19 protein-coding genes are annotated in these 16,573 nt (G+C 65.0%); 7 read left to right on the top strand and 12 right to left on the bottom strand.

Annotated elements, in window-relative coordinates:
- Positions 1-133 precede the first annotated feature (133 nt).
- A complete protein-coding gene (locus OU800_RS08410) occupies positions 134-736 on the bottom strand; it encodes a TetR/AcrR family transcriptional regulator (RefSeq protein WP_268182817.1) in 603 nt (200 codons plus the stop codon).
- An 88-nt stretch (positions 737-824) separates the two neighbouring features.
- Between OU800_RS08410 and OU800_RS08415 the strand changes: the two genes are divergently transcribed.
- Positions 825-2,066, top strand: coding sequence for an oxygenase MpaB family protein (locus OU800_RS08415; RefSeq protein ID WP_268182819.1), 1,242 nt, complete (start codon positions 825-827; stop codon positions 2,064-2,066).
- A gap of 61 nt (positions 2,067-2,127) precedes the next feature.
- Here the strand turns inward: OU800_RS08415 and OU800_RS08420 are convergent, their stop codons facing one another.
- The 3 genes from OU800_RS08420 to OU800_RS08430 form a co-directional block, all read right to left on the bottom strand.
- Positions 2,128-3,774: a methyl-accepting chemotaxis protein gene (locus tag OU800_RS08420; RefSeq protein ID WP_268182820.1), complete on the bottom strand. Its 1,647-nt coding sequence runs from the start codon at positions 3,772-3,774 to the stop codon at positions 2,128-2,130.
- 237 nt (positions 3,775-4,011) lie between these two features.
- Positions 4,012-4,266: a glutaredoxin 3 gene (grxC, locus tag OU800_RS08425; RefSeq protein WP_268182821.1), complete on the bottom strand. Its 255-nt coding sequence runs from the start codon at positions 4,264-4,266 to the stop codon at positions 4,012-4,014.
- An 18-nt stretch (positions 4,267-4,284) separates the two neighbouring features.
- Positions 4,285-4,803, bottom strand: a complete 519-nt coding sequence (locus tag OU800_RS08430; RefSeq protein WP_268182822.1) for a carboxymuconolactone decarboxylase family protein — start codon at positions 4,801-4,803, stop codon at positions 4,285-4,287.
- A 121-nt stretch (positions 4,804-4,924) separates the two neighbouring features.
- Between OU800_RS08430 and OU800_RS08435 the strand changes: the two genes are divergently transcribed.
- Both OU800_RS08435 and OU800_RS08440 read left to right on the top strand, forming a co-directional pair.
- Positions 4,925-5,755, top strand: coding sequence for an AraC family transcriptional regulator (locus OU800_RS08435; protein WP_268182823.1), 831 nt, complete (start codon positions 4,925-4,927; stop codon positions 5,753-5,755).
- Between the two features lie 104 nt (positions 5,756-5,859).
- Positions 5,860-6,393, top strand: coding sequence for a DUF3087 domain-containing protein (locus OU800_RS08440; RefSeq protein ID WP_268182825.1), 534 nt, complete (start codon positions 5,860-5,862; stop codon positions 6,391-6,393).
- 9 nt (positions 6,394-6,402) lie between these two features.
- Here OU800_RS08440 and OU800_RS08445 read toward each other — a convergent pair whose 3' ends face one another.
- A complete protein-coding gene (locus OU800_RS08445) occupies positions 6,403-7,164 on the bottom strand; it encodes an SDR family NAD(P)-dependent oxidoreductase (protein WP_268182827.1) in 762 nt (253 codons plus the stop codon).
- Positions 7,161-7,937, bottom strand: a complete 777-nt coding sequence (locus OU800_RS08450; RefSeq protein WP_268182828.1) for an SDR family NAD(P)-dependent oxidoreductase — start codon at positions 7,935-7,937, stop codon at positions 7,161-7,163. The genes OU800_RS08445 and OU800_RS08450 overlap by 4 nt, the downstream gene beginning before the upstream one ends.
- A 93-nt stretch (positions 7,938-8,030) precedes the next feature.
- On the opposite strand from OU800_RS08450, the gene OU800_RS08455 reads away from it, so the two are divergent.
- Positions 8,031-8,918 (top strand): LysR family transcriptional regulator, encoded by an 888-nt coding sequence (locus OU800_RS08455; protein ID WP_268182829.1) that lies wholly within the window; start codon positions 8,031-8,033, stop codon positions 8,916-8,918.
- Between the two features lie 44 nt (positions 8,919-8,962).
- On the opposite strand, the gene OU800_RS08460 is transcribed toward OU800_RS08455, so the two are convergent.
- Together OU800_RS08460 and OU800_RS08465 are read right to left on the bottom strand one after the other, a co-directional pair.
- The gene (locus tag OU800_RS08460; RefSeq protein ID WP_268182830.1) at positions 8,963-9,253 is read right to left on the bottom strand and encodes a YkgJ family cysteine cluster protein; all 291 of its coding nucleotides are present in this window, start codon (positions 9,251-9,253) and stop codon (positions 8,963-8,965) included.
- Positions 9,254-9,692: 439 nt separating this feature from the next.
- Positions 9,693-10,448, bottom strand: coding sequence for an SDR family NAD(P)-dependent oxidoreductase (locus OU800_RS08465; RefSeq protein WP_268182832.1), 756 nt, complete (start codon positions 10,446-10,448; stop codon positions 9,693-9,695).
- Between the two features lie 138 nt (positions 10,449-10,586).
- Here OU800_RS08465 and OU800_RS08470 point away from each other — a divergent pair, with 138 nt between their 5' ends.
- The 3 genes from OU800_RS08470 to OU800_RS08480 all read left to right on the top strand — a co-directional run bounded on the left by OU800_RS08470 (position 10,587) and on the right by OU800_RS08480 (position 13,218).
- A complete protein-coding gene (locus OU800_RS08470) occupies positions 10,587-11,483 on the top strand; it encodes an AraC family transcriptional regulator (RefSeq protein WP_268182834.1) in 897 nt (298 codons plus the stop codon).
- A 515-nt stretch (positions 11,484-11,998) separates the two neighbouring features.
- Entirely contained in the window at positions 11,999-12,595 is a 597-nt protein-coding gene (locus OU800_RS08475) for an NAD(P)H-dependent oxidoreductase (RefSeq protein ID WP_268182836.1), read from the top strand.
- 23 nt (positions 12,596-12,618) lie between these two features.
- The gene (locus OU800_RS08480) at positions 12,619-13,218 is read left to right on the top strand and encodes a TetR/AcrR family transcriptional regulator (protein WP_268182838.1); all 600 of its coding nucleotides are present in this window, start codon (positions 12,619-12,621) and stop codon (positions 13,216-13,218) included.
- A gap of 33 nt (positions 13,219-13,251) precedes the next feature.
- Here OU800_RS08480 and phnE read toward each other — a convergent pair whose 3' ends face one another.
- From phnE to OU800_RS08500, 4 genes are read right to left on the bottom strand one after another with little or no spacing between them, the layout of a single operon-like run.
- Entirely contained in the window at positions 13,252-14,016 is a 765-nt protein-coding gene (gene phnE, locus OU800_RS08485) for a phosphonate ABC transporter, permease protein PhnE (protein ID WP_268182840.1), read from the bottom strand.
- On the bottom strand, positions 14,013-14,840 hold the full coding sequence (locus OU800_RS08490; RefSeq protein WP_268182842.1) for a PhnE/PtxC family ABC transporter permease: 828 nt from the start codon (positions 14,838-14,840) through the stop codon (positions 14,013-14,015). Before OU800_RS08490 ends, phnE begins: the two co-directional genes overlap by 4 nt.
- Positions 14,834-15,634, bottom strand: a complete 801-nt coding sequence (locus OU800_RS08495; RefSeq protein WP_268182844.1) for a phosphonate ABC transporter ATP-binding protein — start codon at positions 15,632-15,634, stop codon at positions 14,834-14,836. Before OU800_RS08495 ends, OU800_RS08490 begins: the two co-directional genes overlap by 7 nt.
- Positions 15,631-16,482 carry a putative selenate ABC transporter substrate-binding protein gene (locus OU800_RS08500; protein ID WP_268182846.1) on the bottom strand — a complete coding sequence of 284 codons (852 nt, stop codon included), beginning with the start codon at positions 16,480-16,482 and terminating at the stop codon, positions 15,631-15,633. Before OU800_RS08500 ends, OU800_RS08495 begins: the two co-directional genes overlap by 4 nt.
- Between the last annotated feature and the right edge of the window lie 91 nt (positions 16,483-16,573).

Below are 16,573 nucleotides of genomic sequence, written 5' to 3' on the forward strand. Positions count from 1 at the left end.
TCGTCGCCGCTGAAGCTCCTCCCACGGTGTTTGGGGTCGCGCTTTACATCCCCCGTCGGTGGACATGTAGCCTGGGTAGAGCACCGCGAAACCCAGGTAATTCGCTCCCGGGTTTCGCTTCGCTCTACCCAGGCTACGTGCTGGCGCTCGGCTGGCACAGCGCCTCGACCATTCCTACTAGCGTCTCGATCACCTCGTCCTGGCCGAGCATCGAGTGTTCCTCGCTCAGGTAACGCGCGGTGGTGTATTGCACCGCATTGATCAGCACGAACAGCAGCGCCGGCAGGTTGTCGATGCGGTATTCGTCGATATGGCGCATCAGGTATTGCCGGCACAGCTCGGTCATCTGTCGCTCCAGGGTCTGGAACACGGGCGCCGCGTTGAGTGTGTGCCAGTGGCGTAACAGCTCGCGCTGCGCCTTGTCCTCGGCCACCTGCTCGAAGATGCCGAGCAGGATGGCGCGGGTGACGGTGGCGATGTCCTGACCCAGTAGCGGGCTCAGGCGCTCCTGCACCCCCTTCAGCAGTTGCTCGGCCTTCTGCATCAGCAGCGCTTCGACGAGCATTTCCTTGTTGGCGAAGTACTGATAAAGCGAGCCGATGCTGACGCCGGCCCGTTGCGCGACGTGGTTGGTGGTGAGCCGATCCAGGCCACGGTCGGCGATTTCCAGGGCCGTGGCCTCCAGCAGCAGGGCGATCATCTGGTTGGCGCGTTGTTGCTTGGGCTGCTTTCTCATGCACTGGGCATCCGCGAGTTGTTTGCGAGCAATTAGTCGCAATAGCGTAGAGCGACTTCCTCAGCAGACAGCCAACCAAGGTATGAAAATGTCCAACAAGCCCATGTTCGTGCCGGGGCGCCATGGCGCCGACCTGCAGCGTGCTCGTCAGGTGGCGGCGCCGGTGCGACGCTTCATCCAGGGGCCGGCCGAGCCCAGCCCTGCGCAGTGGCAGGCCATCGGCGAGTCGCTCATGCAGGGCGACGCTGCCATGGATGCACTGCTGGACTGGATGAGCGAAACCGGCCTGGCAAAGGCCATGCCGCTCTACAACCGGGCGCTGGAGCAGGGCATAGCGGCCATCGACGAGGCTCCGCAGCCGTTGCAGCGCTTCTTCGCCCAGGTCGAGGCCACACCGGATTGGCTTGATGCCGAGCTGCTTGACGAGGGCGCGCGGGTCTGCTGCCTGTCCGGGCTTACCGGCATGCGTGTGCTGCGTGACCTGGGGTTGCTGGCGGGCTATCAGGCCTCGGCCATCAACCGCACCCTGGTGCTTACCGGCGCCCTGGAGAAGGGCGCGCAGCGGCGCATTGCCGAAACCAGCAAATGGTGGATCGATTGCACCCGGCCCGGCGGCATGGCCCGTGGCGCCGCCGGTTACCGGGGCACGCTGCACGTGCGGCTGGTGCATGCGCTGGTGCGCCGACGTGTGTCGAGCATGCCCGAGTGGGATGCGAGCTACTTCGGCCTGCCAGTCAACCAGGGCGACATGCACGCCACCTACCTGGCGTTCTCGGTGATCTTCCTGATCGGTCAGCGTCTGCTCGGCGTGCCCTTGAGCAAGGACGAGCGCCGGGCGGTGCTGCACCTGTGGCGCTATATCGCCTGGCTGATGGGCGTGGATGAGCGCTGGCTGCATGCCGAGGAGAACGCCGCCATCTGCGCGCTCTATCACAACCTGCTGTCTCAGGCGCCGGCCGATGCCAGCAGCCAGCAACTGGGCAGGGCGCTGATCGATGAGCCGTTGCAGCGCCATTACCCGAATCTGCAGTGGCTGCGCGGAAGACTCAATCGAGCCATTCATCTGAGCATCGCGCGCACCTTCATCGATGCCCAAGGGCGCCGTGCACTGGGATTGCCAGGTGGGATCCTGCCCTGGTACCCGCTGCTGACGGCGCCGCCACGCTACCTGCTGCAGCGCCTGGTGCTCTGTCTACCGGGTGGCCGGCAGTGGCTGAGCGAACGCGGCGACCGGCAACAGCAGGCGTACCTGCTGACGCTGTTCGGTGAGGATCATCCGCGTCTGCTTGTGGCCATGCCCGTGGCGTCGGCTGATCCCCAAGGCCACTGAGGCAGGTGGCCCTGGGGTCAGGCTCTCCCGGGTTTCACGTTGCTCAGCCCAGGCTACGGGGTTACAGGCGGAAGCGCGCCACCAGGCTGTCCAGCTGCGTGGACAGCGCCTGCAGGTCGCTGCTGGCCTGGTTGAGCTGATCAGCGATATGGGTGGTGCCGACGGTCAGTTCGTTGATGTCGACGATGTTGCGGTTGATGTCTTCCACCACGCTGGACTGCTCTTCGGTGGCGGTGGCGACCTGGATGTTCTGGTCGCTGATCTGGCCGATATGGCTGTTGATCTGTTCCAGCGCCGCCGACGCCTTGCTCGCGTACTCCACCACCAGGGCGCTTTGCCGCTGCCCCTTGGCCATGGCCTCGACGGCCGAGCGCGATTCGTTCTGCAGGCGGTCGATGACCTGCTGGATTTCCTCGGTGGAGGCGCCGGAGCGGCTGGCCAGGGTGCGCACCTCGTCGGCCACCACGGCGAAGCCGCGACCCTGTTCGCCAGCACGCGCGGCCTCGATGGCGGCGTTGAGGGCGAGCAGGTTGGTCTGCTCGGAAATGCTGCGGATGGTATTGAGCGTGGTGCTGATGGCTTCGGTCTGCGCGGCCAGCGCGCCGATTACCTTGGCGGCCTGCTCCAGCTCGCCGTTGAGGGCATCGACCTGCTGCTGCGCCTGGCTGACCACCGCGCCGCCTTCGCTGGCATGCTGGGTCGCTTCTCGGGCGACATCGGCGGCGTTCTCGGCATTGCGGGCGATCTCGTTGACCGTCGAGCCCAGCTCGTTGATGGCGGTGGCCACCTGTACCGTGCGATCGCTCTGCGACGCGCAGTTGCTCTGGGTCAGACGGGCGCGTTCAGCCACCTCACGGGCCATGCCGGAGAGTTGCCGTGAGTTGTCGGCGAGCTGGCGCATGGCACCATGCACCTTGTCGATGAACTGGTTGAAGCTGCTGGCGATATCGCTCAGTTCATCCTTGCCGGGCAGCTCGATGCGGGTGTTCAGCGCCAGGTTGTCGGCAGCCTGGCCCAGGCTGTTCTGCAGCACGCTGACGCGGCGTCGTAGCTGTACCACGATCAACCAGGACATGACGATCGAGACCAGCAGGCCAACGGCGATGATGGCGAGTTGGCGGGTCAGGCCCTTGTCGTAGCTTTCTTCGCTGTGCAGATAACGCTGTTCGGCTTGCTGCAACAGGACATCGAGCAGGTCGTTGGCGCCCTGGCGCATCACGCCGTAGCTCTTGGCGTACTGGTCGCGGTAGATCTGCTGGGCCTTGGCCATGTCGCCGGCATCCAGGGCGTTGAGCATCGGCTCCAGTTCGTTGCTGACCATGGCCTCGAACTGATCGAGCAGCTTCTGCGCCTGCGCCTTGCGCTCCGGGTCGACCTGCGCGGCCACAGCCTGGCGCATGGCATCGCGCATGCCGGGCACATCCTCGTTACGTGCGTCCTGCACGCGCGATTTCACCCCACGCTCGTCACGCAGCGGTGTTTCCTGCAGCAGCATCATGTCGATGCCCACCCGCATGCGCGGAATGCGCGACGCCGCCTCGGCCATGGCACGCATGGGCTCGGCTGTATTCAGATAGAGTGATTGGGTGTCCCTGTGCATGCTGCTCAGGCTGCTCAGACTGGCCAGAGCCACCAAAAGCAGGGCGATACAAGGTATGGCCACTGCAACTACAAGGCGTGTTTTCAAGGAGAGAGCGTCTAGACGCATGGTAGGGCTCCGATTTATTAGAATAAGGCGCAGCACATCGGCGAGTATAGTGAGCGGGAGCGAACGGTACTGTGCTGCTTCTCCTATCGGCAGCGATGGCCTGGAGCATTAGGCCATCGTTTTGATTTAAGCGAAACTCCACTCAGGTTTCACAAATATGTCAGCGGGAAGCGGGCTGGTTGCCCCTTGCTGATGCCGAATGAAGCAATGGCCGACCCGAGGGCCGGCCATCCGGTTTCAGGCCTGCAACAAGGCGTCCAGTTGTCCACCGCGTTCCAGCGCGGCCAGGTCATCGAAGCCGCCGATATGCCGTTCGCCGATGAAGATCTGTGGCACGCTGCGGCGATGGCTGCGTTGCAGCATTTGCGCCAGCCGCTCGGGCGAGTGGCTGACGTCTATCTCCTCGTAGGCCACGCCCTTGTGCGCTAGCAGAGCCTTGGCGTTGATGCAGTAAGGGCAGTGTGCGGTGGTGTAGAGCGTAACGGCTTGCATGATGAACCTCCGGCGGCGTCAGACGGTTACTGATGGAAAGTCGACATCGGTTTCGGCCAGATTGTTGAGGTAATTGGTCAGTGTCATCAGGGCGACATTGGCCACCACTTCGACGATGGCTGCATCGCTCAGCCCGGCATCGCGTGCAGCCTGCAGTTGCGCATCCTCAAGGCGGCCACGGCTGTCGATGATCTGCCGGGTCAGGCGTGCCACGGCGTCGAGCTCGCCGTCGCGGGCACTGCGGATCTCTGCCTCGCTCAGCCCGGCTTTGCCGGCGAACAGGCTGTGCGCGGCCAGGCAGTAGTCGCAGCCGTTGATCTGCGAGCTGGCCAGCGCCACCACTTCACGTGCCCTGACATCGAGCGTGCCCTTGCCGAGGGCTTGGGACAGCGCCAGGTAGCCGCTCAGTGCGGCCGGTGCATGGGCCAGGGTGGCGAAGGTGTTGGGGATGAAACCGAGGCTCTTGCCGATGCCGGCCAGTTGCGCCTGGGCGCTGGCAGCGGTTCGTTCGAGCGGCAGTGCGGTAATACGGGGCATGGCGATTCTCCAGTCTTGGGTGGGGGCTTGTCGTTCAAGCCTGGAGCCATGCTAAGGATTCGATCTGGCTTTTCGGCGGCAGATCGTCGATGTTATGCGACAGATCGTCCAAGATTGCGAGATGCCCATGGATCGCCTGACCAGCCTGCTGCATCACTTCAACCTGCACGCCAGCACCTTTCACCGTGGCGGCTTCTGCGGCGCCAGCAGCCATGGTGAGCAAGAGCCACATGGCTACATCCACCTGCTGCGTGCCGGTCGCCTGTATTTTCGCGAAGGCGATGGTCGCGAGCTGCGCCTGGAGGAGCCGAGCCTGATGCTGGTGCCCCGGCCACGTCAGCACTGGATGAGCGCCAGCGAGGCCGACGGTGCCGAACTGGTGTGCGCCACCCTGGCCTTCGACGGCGGCACCGACAACCCGCTGTCGCGCGCGCTGCCTGGCGTCATCGTCAGACCCCTGCGCGAGCTGCCGAGCCTGAGCGGCTGCCTGGACTGGCTGTTCGCCGAGGCGACGGCCGATGACTGCGGACGCGAGCTGGTACTCAACCGCCTGTTCGAGCTGATGGTGATCCAGTTGCTGCGCCATCTGCTGAGCAACCGCGAACTGGCCTCGGGCATGCTCGCCGGGCTGGCCGAGCCGCGCCTGGCACGGGCGCTCAATCAGCTCCACGAGAAGCCACAGCATGGCTGGTCGGTGGCCGAGCTGGCGGCGCTGGCCGGTATGTCGCGGGCCAGTTTCGCCGCTCACTTTCATCAGGTGGTCGGTGCTACTCCGGGCGATTATCTGGTGGGCTGGCGCGTCAGCCTGGCGCAGAAGCGCCTGCGTGAGGGCCGGCCCATGGCGTTGATCGCCGACGAGGTCGGCTACGAAAGCCCCTCGGCTCTGGCGCGAGCCTTTCGCCGCAAGGTCGGCGCCAGCCCCAGCGAGTGGCTGCGCCAGGTCGCTGGATAGAGGGTACTTTGGCCGACCGTGGCGGTCGGCCGCAGCGAGGAATTCGTGCTGCGCCGGCGAGCTGTCGTACCATCACGCCTCGCCCCGTTGGAGAGCCCGCGCGCATGTTCGAGATCACCCCCGTCAACCCCGAAAAGTACCGCCAGCAGACCCGCCGCATCACCGCGTTGGTGGCGGCCATCTTCGTCACCCTGGCCATGGCTCTGGCGATGCTCAGCGTGCATCTGTTCGGCGAACCCGGCAGCGACGGCAACTTCCGCTGGAATCTGCTGGGCGTTCTGAGCGCGCTGGGCCTGACGGTAGCGCTGGTGCGCCTGCATCTCTGGCAGCGCCAGTGGATGGCGCCAGCGGTGTACGGCTGGCGCCTCAAGCGCAGCCTGATGCGCGTGACCAACGTCATGCATCACGTCAAGGCCGGGGTGGCCCAGGGCGATGAAACGGCGATGAAGCTGCTGCGCTTCTATCACCTGGGGGTGACCCAGATGCATCAGCTCGACGGCAACTCCAGCGAACTGAGCCAGATGGTGCGGGAGATCGACGAGCATCGCCAGGCCATGCAGCAGCAAGGGCTGGAGCTGGAGCAGACCCGGCTCCAGCCAGATTGGCTGGAGCGGGTCAGGGCGTTCAAGGCGGCATGACCCTCCGGCTCAATGGCCGGCTGAGACGCCCTGATCGATGGCCAGGTCGGCGCCGGTGATCGAACGGGCGCCGGGCTGGCAGAGGAAGAACGCCAGCTCCGCCACTTCCTGCGGTTGGATGAAACGTGCCTGCTCGCCCTGCGGATACTTGGCCAGCAGTTCTCGGTAGTAGGCCGCCGGGTCGCCATTGCCATAGCGCTCGGCCTGGAAGCTGAGCATGGGCGTTTCGATATCGCCGGGCGACACGGCATTGCAGCGCACGCCATGGGGCGCCAGATCCAGTGCCAACGCCTTGGTGAACAGGGTCAGGCCGCCCTTGCTGGCGCAATAGGCCGCCGCATTCGGATTGCCCTGGCGCCCGGCATCGCTGGAGATGTTGACGATGGCGCCACGGGTTTCACGCAGGTAAGGGATGGCCGCGGCACAGATGAAGAAGCTGGCCTTGAGGTTGACGTCCAGCACCAGGTCGAAGTCCTCCTCGCTGAAGTCCTCCACCGGCCCTTCGCGCCATACCCCCGCCGCATTGATCACCGCGTCGAGTCGCCCGGCCGCCTCGATCGCCGCACTCACCACCGCCTTGCACGCTGCTGGGGTGCGAATATCCGCTGCCAGGCTGCCGATGAGCGCATGGCGTTGGCCCAGTTCGGCCAGGCCGCTGGCATTGGCATCAGTGGCGAACACCTGCCAGCCACCGGCCAGGAAACGTGCCAGCAAAGCACTGCCCACGCCACCGGCAGCGCCGGTGATCAGCACCACGGGGTTTTTGTTCATGGCGCCTTGTCCTCGATCAGGCAGTTGCCGCCATCGACCACCAGCAGCTCGCCGGTGATATAGCTGGCCTCCGGTGAGGCGAGGAAGGCCACGGCCGCTGCCACTTCCTCGGGGCGACCGGCGCGGCCTATCGGCACGTAGGCCGCAGCGCGCTGTTCATGCGGTGTGCTCGATGCCGTGGCGATCCAGCCCGGTGCCACCGAGTTGACCGTGATGCCCTGGCGCGCCACTTCCAGCGCCAGGCCCATGTTCATCCCCACCATGCCCGCCTTGGCCGCGCTGTAGGCCGCCTCGCTGGGGTGGCCGGCCTTGGTGCCGGTGGTGGAGCTGATATGGACGATGCGCCCGTAGCTGCGCTTCTGCATGCCCGGCAGCACGGCACGGGTCAGCAGGAAGGCGCTGGTCAGGTTGCGCGCGATCGTCAGGTTCCAGGTCTCCAGGCTCATGCTGGACACCTCCTCTAGTTTCTCGGGGCTACCTTGCATGGTCATGCCGGCGTTGTTCACCAGAATGTCGACGCGCCCCCACAGCCCCTCGGCCCAGGCGACAAAGGCCTTCACGCCAGCTTCGTCGGTGAGATCCACTGGCTGGCCTTGCACCTCGTAGCCCTCGGCACGCAATTCGGCCACGCGCTCGGCAATGCGCGCGCTACTGGCGGTGACGATCAGCTTCGCGCCAGCCTGGCCCAGACGCCGGGCGATGGCCATGCCGATGCCCTCTGCGCTACCCGCGCCGCTTACCAGCGCGACCTGATCCTTCCATTCCTGTTGCATGACAGGCACTCCATCCGGTTTTCGATGGCTGCAAACTAGGTTAGTTTTGCTGATATAAAAAGACGACAGTCATCAGAAGAATTGACGATAGCCATGGCCTTCAACAGCGAAACCCTGCGTGTCTTTCTCGCCGTGCTGGATGCCGGCTCCTTTTCCGCAGCCGCCCGGCGTCTGGGGCGTGTGCCTTCGGCGGTGAGCATGGCCATCGCTCAGCTCGAGGCCGAGCTGGATCTGCAACTGTTCGATCGCCGCACGCGCAAGGCGCTGCCCACCCAAGCCGCGCTGGCCCTGGAGCCGCAGGCACGGCAGGCGGCCAGCCAGCTCAATCGGCTCGATGCCCAGGCGCTGCAATTGCATCAGGGCCTGGAGCGGCGTCTGGTCATCGCCATGGCGTCCGAGCTGCAAAGCGGCATGTGGAGCCAGCCGCTGATCGCCCTGGCCGAGGCGTTTCCCCTGCTAGAGGTGGAGGTGCGCACGGCCTCGCAGGCCGAGGCCGTGCGCCTGTTGCACGAGGGCAGCGTGCACCTGGCCCTGGTGTTCGAGCGCCCAGGCATCGACGAACGGGAAAGCTTCCTCGAAGCCGGCAGTCAATTGCTGGTGGCGGTGGCGACGCCGGGCTACCTCAGGCAGATGGCCACGCAGGGAATGGTCGAGGCGCGGCAGATCCTGGTCGCTGCCGGCTCGCCTTCGGCGACCGATCCGCAAATGATCCTGTCCCACCGCCTGTGGCTCACCGACAGCGACCTGGCCACCCTCAACCTGGTGCAGGCCGGGCTCGGTTGGGCCTACCTGCCGCAGCCGCTGGTGGCCACGCTGATCGAGGCGGGCAGCTTGCAGACGGTGATGTTCGACAACATGGCCAGCCAGTTGCGCCTGTGGGTGGACATCGTCTGGAGCAGTAATCGGCCACTCGGGCTCGGCGCCCGACGCTACCTGGAGCTGATCCGTGAGCGGCTCAAGGCCGAGCCACCCAGAGCCTAGTGCTGTGGTTCATTAGTGGGGGAGGAGCGGTTGCCGAGCAGGGCTCAATTCAAACCCAAGCGCTCATCTCGGCATTCATGAGAGCCCATCTCGAACGCTCTACAGATCCAGGGCCGGTTTTCATAGATGGTGCACATGAAGGTGTCGCGATCCAACGCCGAGCACCAGCCGTCAGCCAGGCGCAGCATGGTTTCGCCACCCCAGTCGTCGAACGCGATGTGCCGATCGGGGACACCGGTATCGCTGATGAGCATGACCTCCAAACGACAGCAACAGGCCTGGCAATTTGAGCAGGAAACGTCTGTGTAGGTGAGATTCTTGGCAGGAATGTTCATGAGGGCTTCAGGTGGCATAAGTGCGCTAGGGTACTCCAATTCGAGCCGAAGATCGGAGCTGATTGACCTTGCCCGGCAGTTGTGGGCACGGGTTTGAGCACATATCCGCGCCCTGAGGGCTTTCGGTTAAATCACGCCTGTAGGCGCTGCATCAACTTGAACGCCGTGCTGGCCTAACCTGGCACCTTGCCGGAGCAGAAGCCCATCTCTCGACAGGCTTCTGCCTGACCCATGCGTGCTATTTGGCGGCCGTTTCCTTTGCTGTATGGGGGCGATACAGCAAAGGTGGTTGGTGATGCACCTATTCATCGCCTCGATCAGGAACAGATGAGGCTTGTCTTGTCTCGATGGCACCAGACAGCGACTGGCAATGCGTTGGCCGAGCATTTCCGCGTCGATGTCGATGAGGTTTACCGATGACTGTACATCCCATCACCATTCAGATCGCCTGGCCGCCGGAAACCTCGATGCGCTGGCCGTTGACCCAGCGATTCGGCTCGCCGAGCAGGCTGGCGATCATCGGGCCGATATCGTCCGGCACGCCGACCCGGCCTAGCGCCGTCATGCCTGCGAACACCTTGTTCAGGTCCGGCATGTCACGTACGGCACCGCCCAGGAAGTCGGTCTCGATGGCACCGGGGGCCACGGTATTCACCGCGATGCCACGGCTGCCCAGCTCCTTGGCCATGTACAGGCTCAGCACTTCCACCGCGCCCTTGACCGCCGAGTAGGCGGAAAAACCGGGGTAGGAGACGCGCGTAAGCCCCGAGGAGATATTGACGATGCGACCGCCATCGGCCATTAACGGCAGCAGCGCCTGGGTGAGGAAGAACACGCCTTTGAAATGCACATTCACCAGGGCATCGAACTGCGCTTGCGTGGTTTCGGCAAAGGGTGCCATGTCCCCGTGGCCGGCGTTGTTGATCAAGTGATCGAAGCGCTCGCGTTGCCAGACATCGCCCAGCGCCTGGCGCAGGCGTTGCACGAAGTCCGGGAAGGTGGTGACGCCGCCGGCGTCGAGCTGCAGGGCGACGGCCTTGCGCCCCAGGGCCTGGATTTCGGCGACCACGGCCTGCGCGGCGTCGGCCTGGCTGTGATAGGTGACGATGACATCGCTGCCCTGGCGAGCGATGCTCAGTGCGGTGTTGCGGCCGAGGCCACGGCTGGAGCCGGTTACGATGGCGATTGTGCTCATGGTAAAAACCTCTCTTGGGTGAACGAGGTCGCATTCTGTGATTCGTGGTGCAACCTCGTCCTTACCGAAACCTCGACGTTTTTTGCCTATTTCTCCAAGGGGGAACGAGGTGCCCGTAAGCAGCAACAGGAGCCCAGGATGAGTGCAGCGTTGCTGGCGGCCGTCCGCGATTATCTGGATAGGCATGGCGAGCTCGGCGGGCTTGCTCATGCGCCCATCCCGGGGCTGACCATCATCCGTACACTCGAGCCCAGCGGGCTGGATTACGCCATCACCCGGCCTCTGGCGTGCCTGGTTCTGCAGGGCTGCAAGCGGGTCATGATGGGAACCCGGATCTACAACTTCAGCGCCGGTGATTCCCTGCTTATCACTGCCGACGTGCCGACGGTCAGCCAGATCGTCCAGGCGAGCCATGAGACGCCTTACATCTCGCTGGTGATCGATCTCGATCCTGCTCTGCTCACCGAACTGATGGAGGAGATGAAGGCGGTGCCAGCAGAGGATGGGGAGTCGATAAGGATCGAGCCGACCGACACCGAGGTCACCGAAGCCTCGCTGCGGCTGATGCGTCTGCTGGATCATCCACTGGCGGCCGCGGTGCTGCAGGCCTCGCGGATGCGCGAGCTGCATTACTGGTTGCTGGCTGGGCGACATGGCCCCACGATCGCTCGTCTGGGTTGGCCGGACGGTCATGCGCAGCGCATTGCACGGGCGGTGACGGTGCTGCGTAACGAGTTCACCCGCTCCGTGTCGGTGGAGCGACTGGCGTCCGTGGCTGGCATGAGCCCCTCGTCCTTTCATCATCACTTCCGCAAGCAGACGTCGCTGACGCCGCTGCAATTTCAGAAGCAGCTACGCCTGATCGAGGCGCGTCGCCTGATGACCGGCGAGGGCGTCAGCGCCAGCAGTGCGGCGTTCGCGGTCGGTTACGAAAGCGTGTCGCAGTTCAGCCGTGAATACCGCCGCCTGTTCGGCCTGCCTCCGGCCAAGGATGCCACTACTGCTTGCCTGGAGGGTGTACGAGCAAACACATAGGCCTTTGCCAATAGTTCGAGCATCAGCCTGGTCGCCATGCGCATGGTATTCCTGGCCTGACCGTTGCTGGAACTGGCCGAGGAGTCGGAAGGCGAGGGACGAGGACGCTGCTATGGCCTGGAGCGGCAGCGATGCCTTGCGGAGCACCTACAGAAGCCTCGGCGATTCTGCAGAAGAACGCCTGTCGCTGAGCCGGGCCTGACAGTTTCAGGCTCCAGGGCCGTGCTCATACGCGGTCATTGTCCTCGCGTCATCTGGCTAGCAGGCTGCTGACAACGCCAGTTCACCGAAGCCTGTCACCTGAGACACTGGCCTTGCTCTGTCAAAGAGGTGCTGCTCCGAATCGCTCGTTCGCATGTAGTAAAGGCTGCTTCCCACCAGCAAGGGAAAGTACGAGCTATCCAGCAGCAAGTGCTTGCTCGACAAGTTACCAATGGTAAGTTACTTTTGGTAGGTAGTGCTCGCTCTTGCCTATGGCTGTGCGAGCCGCTCACCTGACAACCGGAGTACTCGTCATGCACAGCCTGATCGTGGTCGCCCATCCCAATCCCGATTCACTCACCCACGCCATTGCTCAGAGCGTCGCTCAGGGCATCATGGCTGCAGGTTCAGAGCACAGCAGCGAATTGGCCGACCTGGCTGCCGAGGGTTTCGACCCGCGTTTCACCCTGGCGGATCAGGCGCTGTTCATGGCGCGGGCCGCGCCGCCTGCCGATGTCCTGGCCGAGCAGGCACGACTGGATCGTGCCGACGCCCTGGTCATCGTCTATCCGATCTACTGGTGGTCCTTTCCTGCCTTGCTCAAGGGCTGGATCGATCGTGTGTTCACCCAGGGCTGGGCCTATGAGGCCAGCGACAGCGGCAAGGTGGTGAAGAAGCTGCAGCGTCTGCCAATTCATCTGGTCGCCGTAGGTGGCGCCGATGAGGGCACCTTCGCCCGACATGGCTACGCCGCTGCCATGAAGACCCAGATCGATCACGGTATCTTCGACTACTGCGGCGCGCCCGTGCGCAGTTCCTCCCTGCTGTTGGCCTCGGATACCGGTTACCCGGCCGTTCAACTGGAGAGGGCGCACGAGATCGGTGCTCGCGTCTTCGCTTCCCAGCGCTGAGGCACAGTGGGACAATCCGCCCCATGACCTCGCCGACTTCCGTGCCTTCGCGCCGACGCCTGACCAGAGAAGCCCGCACCCGCCAGTTGCTGGACACCTCGTGGGCGCTGATCGCTGAAGAGGGGACGGATGCCCTTACGCTCGGGCGCCTGGCCGAGGCGGCGGGCATCACCAAGCCGGTGGTCTACGATCATTTCGGCACCCGCAATGGCCTGCTGGCCGTGCTCTACGAAGACTACGATCTGCGGCAGACGGCACTCTTCGATGCTGCTGTCGCCGCCGCCAAACCCACCCTGCAGGACAAGGCGCGCGTCATCGCCAGCGCCTATGTCGATTGCGTGCTGACGCAGGGGCGCGAGATTCAGGGCGTGCTGGCTGCACTGAGCGGTTCGCCGGAACTGGCAGCGGTCAAGCGCCAGTACCAGGAGGCCTTCATCGACAAGTGCGCCGGGATATTCGCGCCGTTCGCCGGGCCTGAAGGTGTTTCGCGCGCCAGCCTGTGGGCGATGCTCGGTGCCGCCGACGCCCTGTCGGATGCGGCAGTGGTGGGAGACATCAGCCAGGTGCAGGCAAAGGAGGAACTGCGGCAGACCATCCTGGGAATGGTGCAGCGCAGCCAGTGAGCGTCAGGTCGAGGCGGTTTTGCTTCGCTTTGCTTACCCACTCACCCATCTCTGCCGGGCCCAGCCACTCAAGCCATCCACCGCCAGCACCAGCAGGAGCATGGCCAGGATCACCGTGGCTGCCTGGGCTTCCTGGAACAGGCTGAGGCTCATGTAGAGCATCTGCCCGAGGCCGCCGGCGCCGACGAAGCCGAGCACGCTGGCCATGCGGATGTTGTTTTCCCAGCGGTACAGGCTATAGGCGATCAGTTGCGGCCAGACGCCGGGCAGGGTGCCGTAGCAGAAGGCGAGCAGGCGGCCGCCGCCGTTCTCGCGGATGGCGTCGGCAGGCTCGCGCGGGGTGTTTTCCAGCGCTTCGGCGAACAGGCGGCCGAGCACGCCAGCGGTGTGCAGGGCCAGGGCCAGAGTACCGGCGTTGGGGCCGAGGCCGGCGGCCAGCACCATCAGCGCCGCCCAGACCAGTTCCGGGATGGCGCGCAGGGCGTTGAGCAGTAGCCGCGTGACATGCAGGGCGAGGCTGCCGAAGCGCCCGGAGGCTGGCAGCGCCAAGGCCAGGCCGAGGATCGCCGCGAGCAGGGTGCCGATGGCGGACATGGCCAGGGTTTCCAGCGCGCCACGGCCGATGGCCTGCAGGTGCGCAGCGGAGAAATCCGGCTGCAGAAAACCTTTGGCGTACTGGCCCATCTGCGCCAGGCTGTCGCCGGCCAGCAGAGAACCGAGGTCGATGTCCAGATAGAGGAACGAGGCGATCACCGCGCCGAGGAGGGCGGCGAGCAGGATCAGGTTGCCGACTCTCATGTCAGCCTCGCGCGCAGCAGGCGGCTGAACTGGTCGGCCAGCAGCACCAGCAACAGGAAGGTGAGCAGCATGCTGGCCACTTCGCCACCGGCAAACATGCGCAGCGACAGATCGATCTGCTGGCCCAGGCCCCCGGCGCCGACGAAGCCCATTACCACCGAGGCACGAATGGCGCATTCCCAGCGGTACACGGTGTAGGAGAGCATTTCCCCGCCGGCATTGGGCAGCACGCCATAGGCGAAGGCGGCCAGGCGACTACTGCCGGCACCCAGTAGTGCGCGGGCGGGGCGGGCATCCACCGACTCGAAGATTTCCGCATAGACCTTGCCGAGCATGCCGGCGTAGGTGATGGCGATGGCCAGCACCCCGGCGGTGGGGCCGAGGCCGACGGCACGGACGAACAGCAGCGCCCAGACGATTTCTGGCACGCTGCGCAGGAAGATCAGCAGGCCGCGCACCGGCCAGCGCGCCAGGTTCGCCCACCAGGCCGGGCGGCCACCCCGGTGCACGGCCGAGAGCGACAGCGCACGGCTGGCCAGCAGTGCGGCGGGAACGGCGATCAGCAGCGCCAGGCTCATGCCAGCGGTGGCGATGGCCAGGGTTTCCAGGGTGGCGCGGCCGAGCAGGGCGAGGAATTCGCCATCATGCGCGGGCGGCCAGAAACCGGCGAGGAAGTTGCCCATGGCGCGGGTGTTGTCACCGTCCACCAGCACCGACAGATCCAGCTCGCTCAGGCGCAGGCCCGGCCACAACAGCAGCAGGGCCAGCACCGTGATCAGCAGGCGTGGCAGGGCGGCGGGGTCGCGTGGGGCGGCGCTCAGCATCGCGGGATATGTACCGGCTGAGGCTGTACGGGCGAGCTGGGCGCGGCCTGCAGTTGCTCGTTGGCGTACAGCGCATCCAATTGGGCGGGCTGCACGTAACTGGCTGGCAGGTCGAAGGCGATACGCCCGTCGCGAATGCCGATCACCCGGGGAAAATGCGCCAGGGCCAGGTCGACCGCATGCAGGCTGGCCAGCAGGGTCATGCCGCGCTCGGCGGCTTCGCGGTTGAGCACGGCCAGGGTGTGCCCGGCCAGCACCGGATCCATGGCCGAGACGGGTTCGTCGGCGAGGATCAATTCTGGCGCCTGGTACAGCACGCGGGCGATCCCCACGCGCTGCAATTGGCCACCGGAGAGCTGGTCGCAGCGTTGGTAGAGCTTGTCGGCGATATCCAGCCGTGCCAGGGCGGCTTGAGCGCCGGCGGCGTCCAATGGATAGAGCAGATTGAACAACCCCTTGGCCACTGACCACTGGCCAAGCTTGCCGGCCAGCACGGCGGTGACCACGCGCTGACGCGGCGGCAGCGGCGGTGCCTGGTGGATCAGGCCGATACGTGCGCGCAGACGCTGGCGCTGGCGGGCAGCCAGGCGCCAGGGGTCGTGCTGCAGCAGGTCGAGCTCGCCGTGCGTGGGTGGCAGGCTGGTGGCCAGCAGGCGCAGCAGGGTGGTCTTGCCGGCACCCGAGGGGCCGATAATGGCCACCCGTTCGCCGGGGTTGACCTGCAGATCGATGTTTTCCAGCGCGACCTTGCCATTGGCGTGGGCCAGGCCCACGCCACGCAGGGTGATGCTCACTTCAACAGGCCAGCGGCGCGAGCGGCTTCTTCGATGCCTGCGTAGTTTTCAGGCTGGGTCTCGATGAAGCGGCTGGCGGCCTGCAGGTCGAGAATCGCCTTCTGCTCCGGCTTGGCCGGATCGAGGGCAAGGAAGGCGGCCTTGATTTTCGCTTGCAGCGCTGGGTCGAGGTTGCCGCGCACCGTCCAGTTGTAGTCGTAGTAGGTGGGGGTGGTGGCGAAGACCTTGACCTTGTCGGTATCGACTTTCTTGGCATCGACCAGCTTCTGCCAAACCGAGGCGTTGAGTACACCGGCATCGGCCTTGCCGGCCTGCACCCAGGCGGCGGTGGCGTCATGAGCACCGGAGTAGGCCACGCGGCTGAAGAATTCCTCGGGCTTGATGCCGTCCTGCAGCATGAAGTAGCGCGGCATCAGGCTGCCGGAGGTGGAAGACACCGAACCGAAGGCGAAGGTCTTGCCCTTGAGATCCTGCAGGGATTTCACCGCCGGATCGGAGGTGATGAACTTGCTGGTGAACTCGGCATCCTGCTCGCGCTGCACCAGCGGCACGGCGTTGCCGGTTTTCAGGCGTGCCTGGACGAAGGTGAAGCCGCCCAGCCAGGCCATGTCGATACGGTCGGCGGCCAGCGCTTCGACCACCGCGGCGTAGTCGGCCACCGGCACGAACTCCACCTTCATGCCCAGTTCCTGTTCCAGATAGGCACCCAGCGGCTTGAACTTGCGCAGCAGCTCGGTGGGGGCTTCGTCGGGAATGGCCGAGACCTTGAGGACATCGGCGGCTTGCGCGAATACGGCGGATACGGACAGGGCGATACCGGCGGCGAGCGCCAGGGTGTTCTTGAACATGTCGGATTCTCCGGTTCAATAGCGGGGAAGGCGTGCGGAGTATAGTGGCCCAGCGCCGTCGCTGCAGCACGTAGATCGTGGGGTTAAGATG

Origin of the sequence: Pseudomonas sp. GOM7, from assembly GCF_026723825.1 — a bacterium.
Classification (GTDB): domain Bacteria; phylum Pseudomonadota; class Gammaproteobacteria; order Pseudomonadales; family Pseudomonadaceae; genus Aquipseudomonas.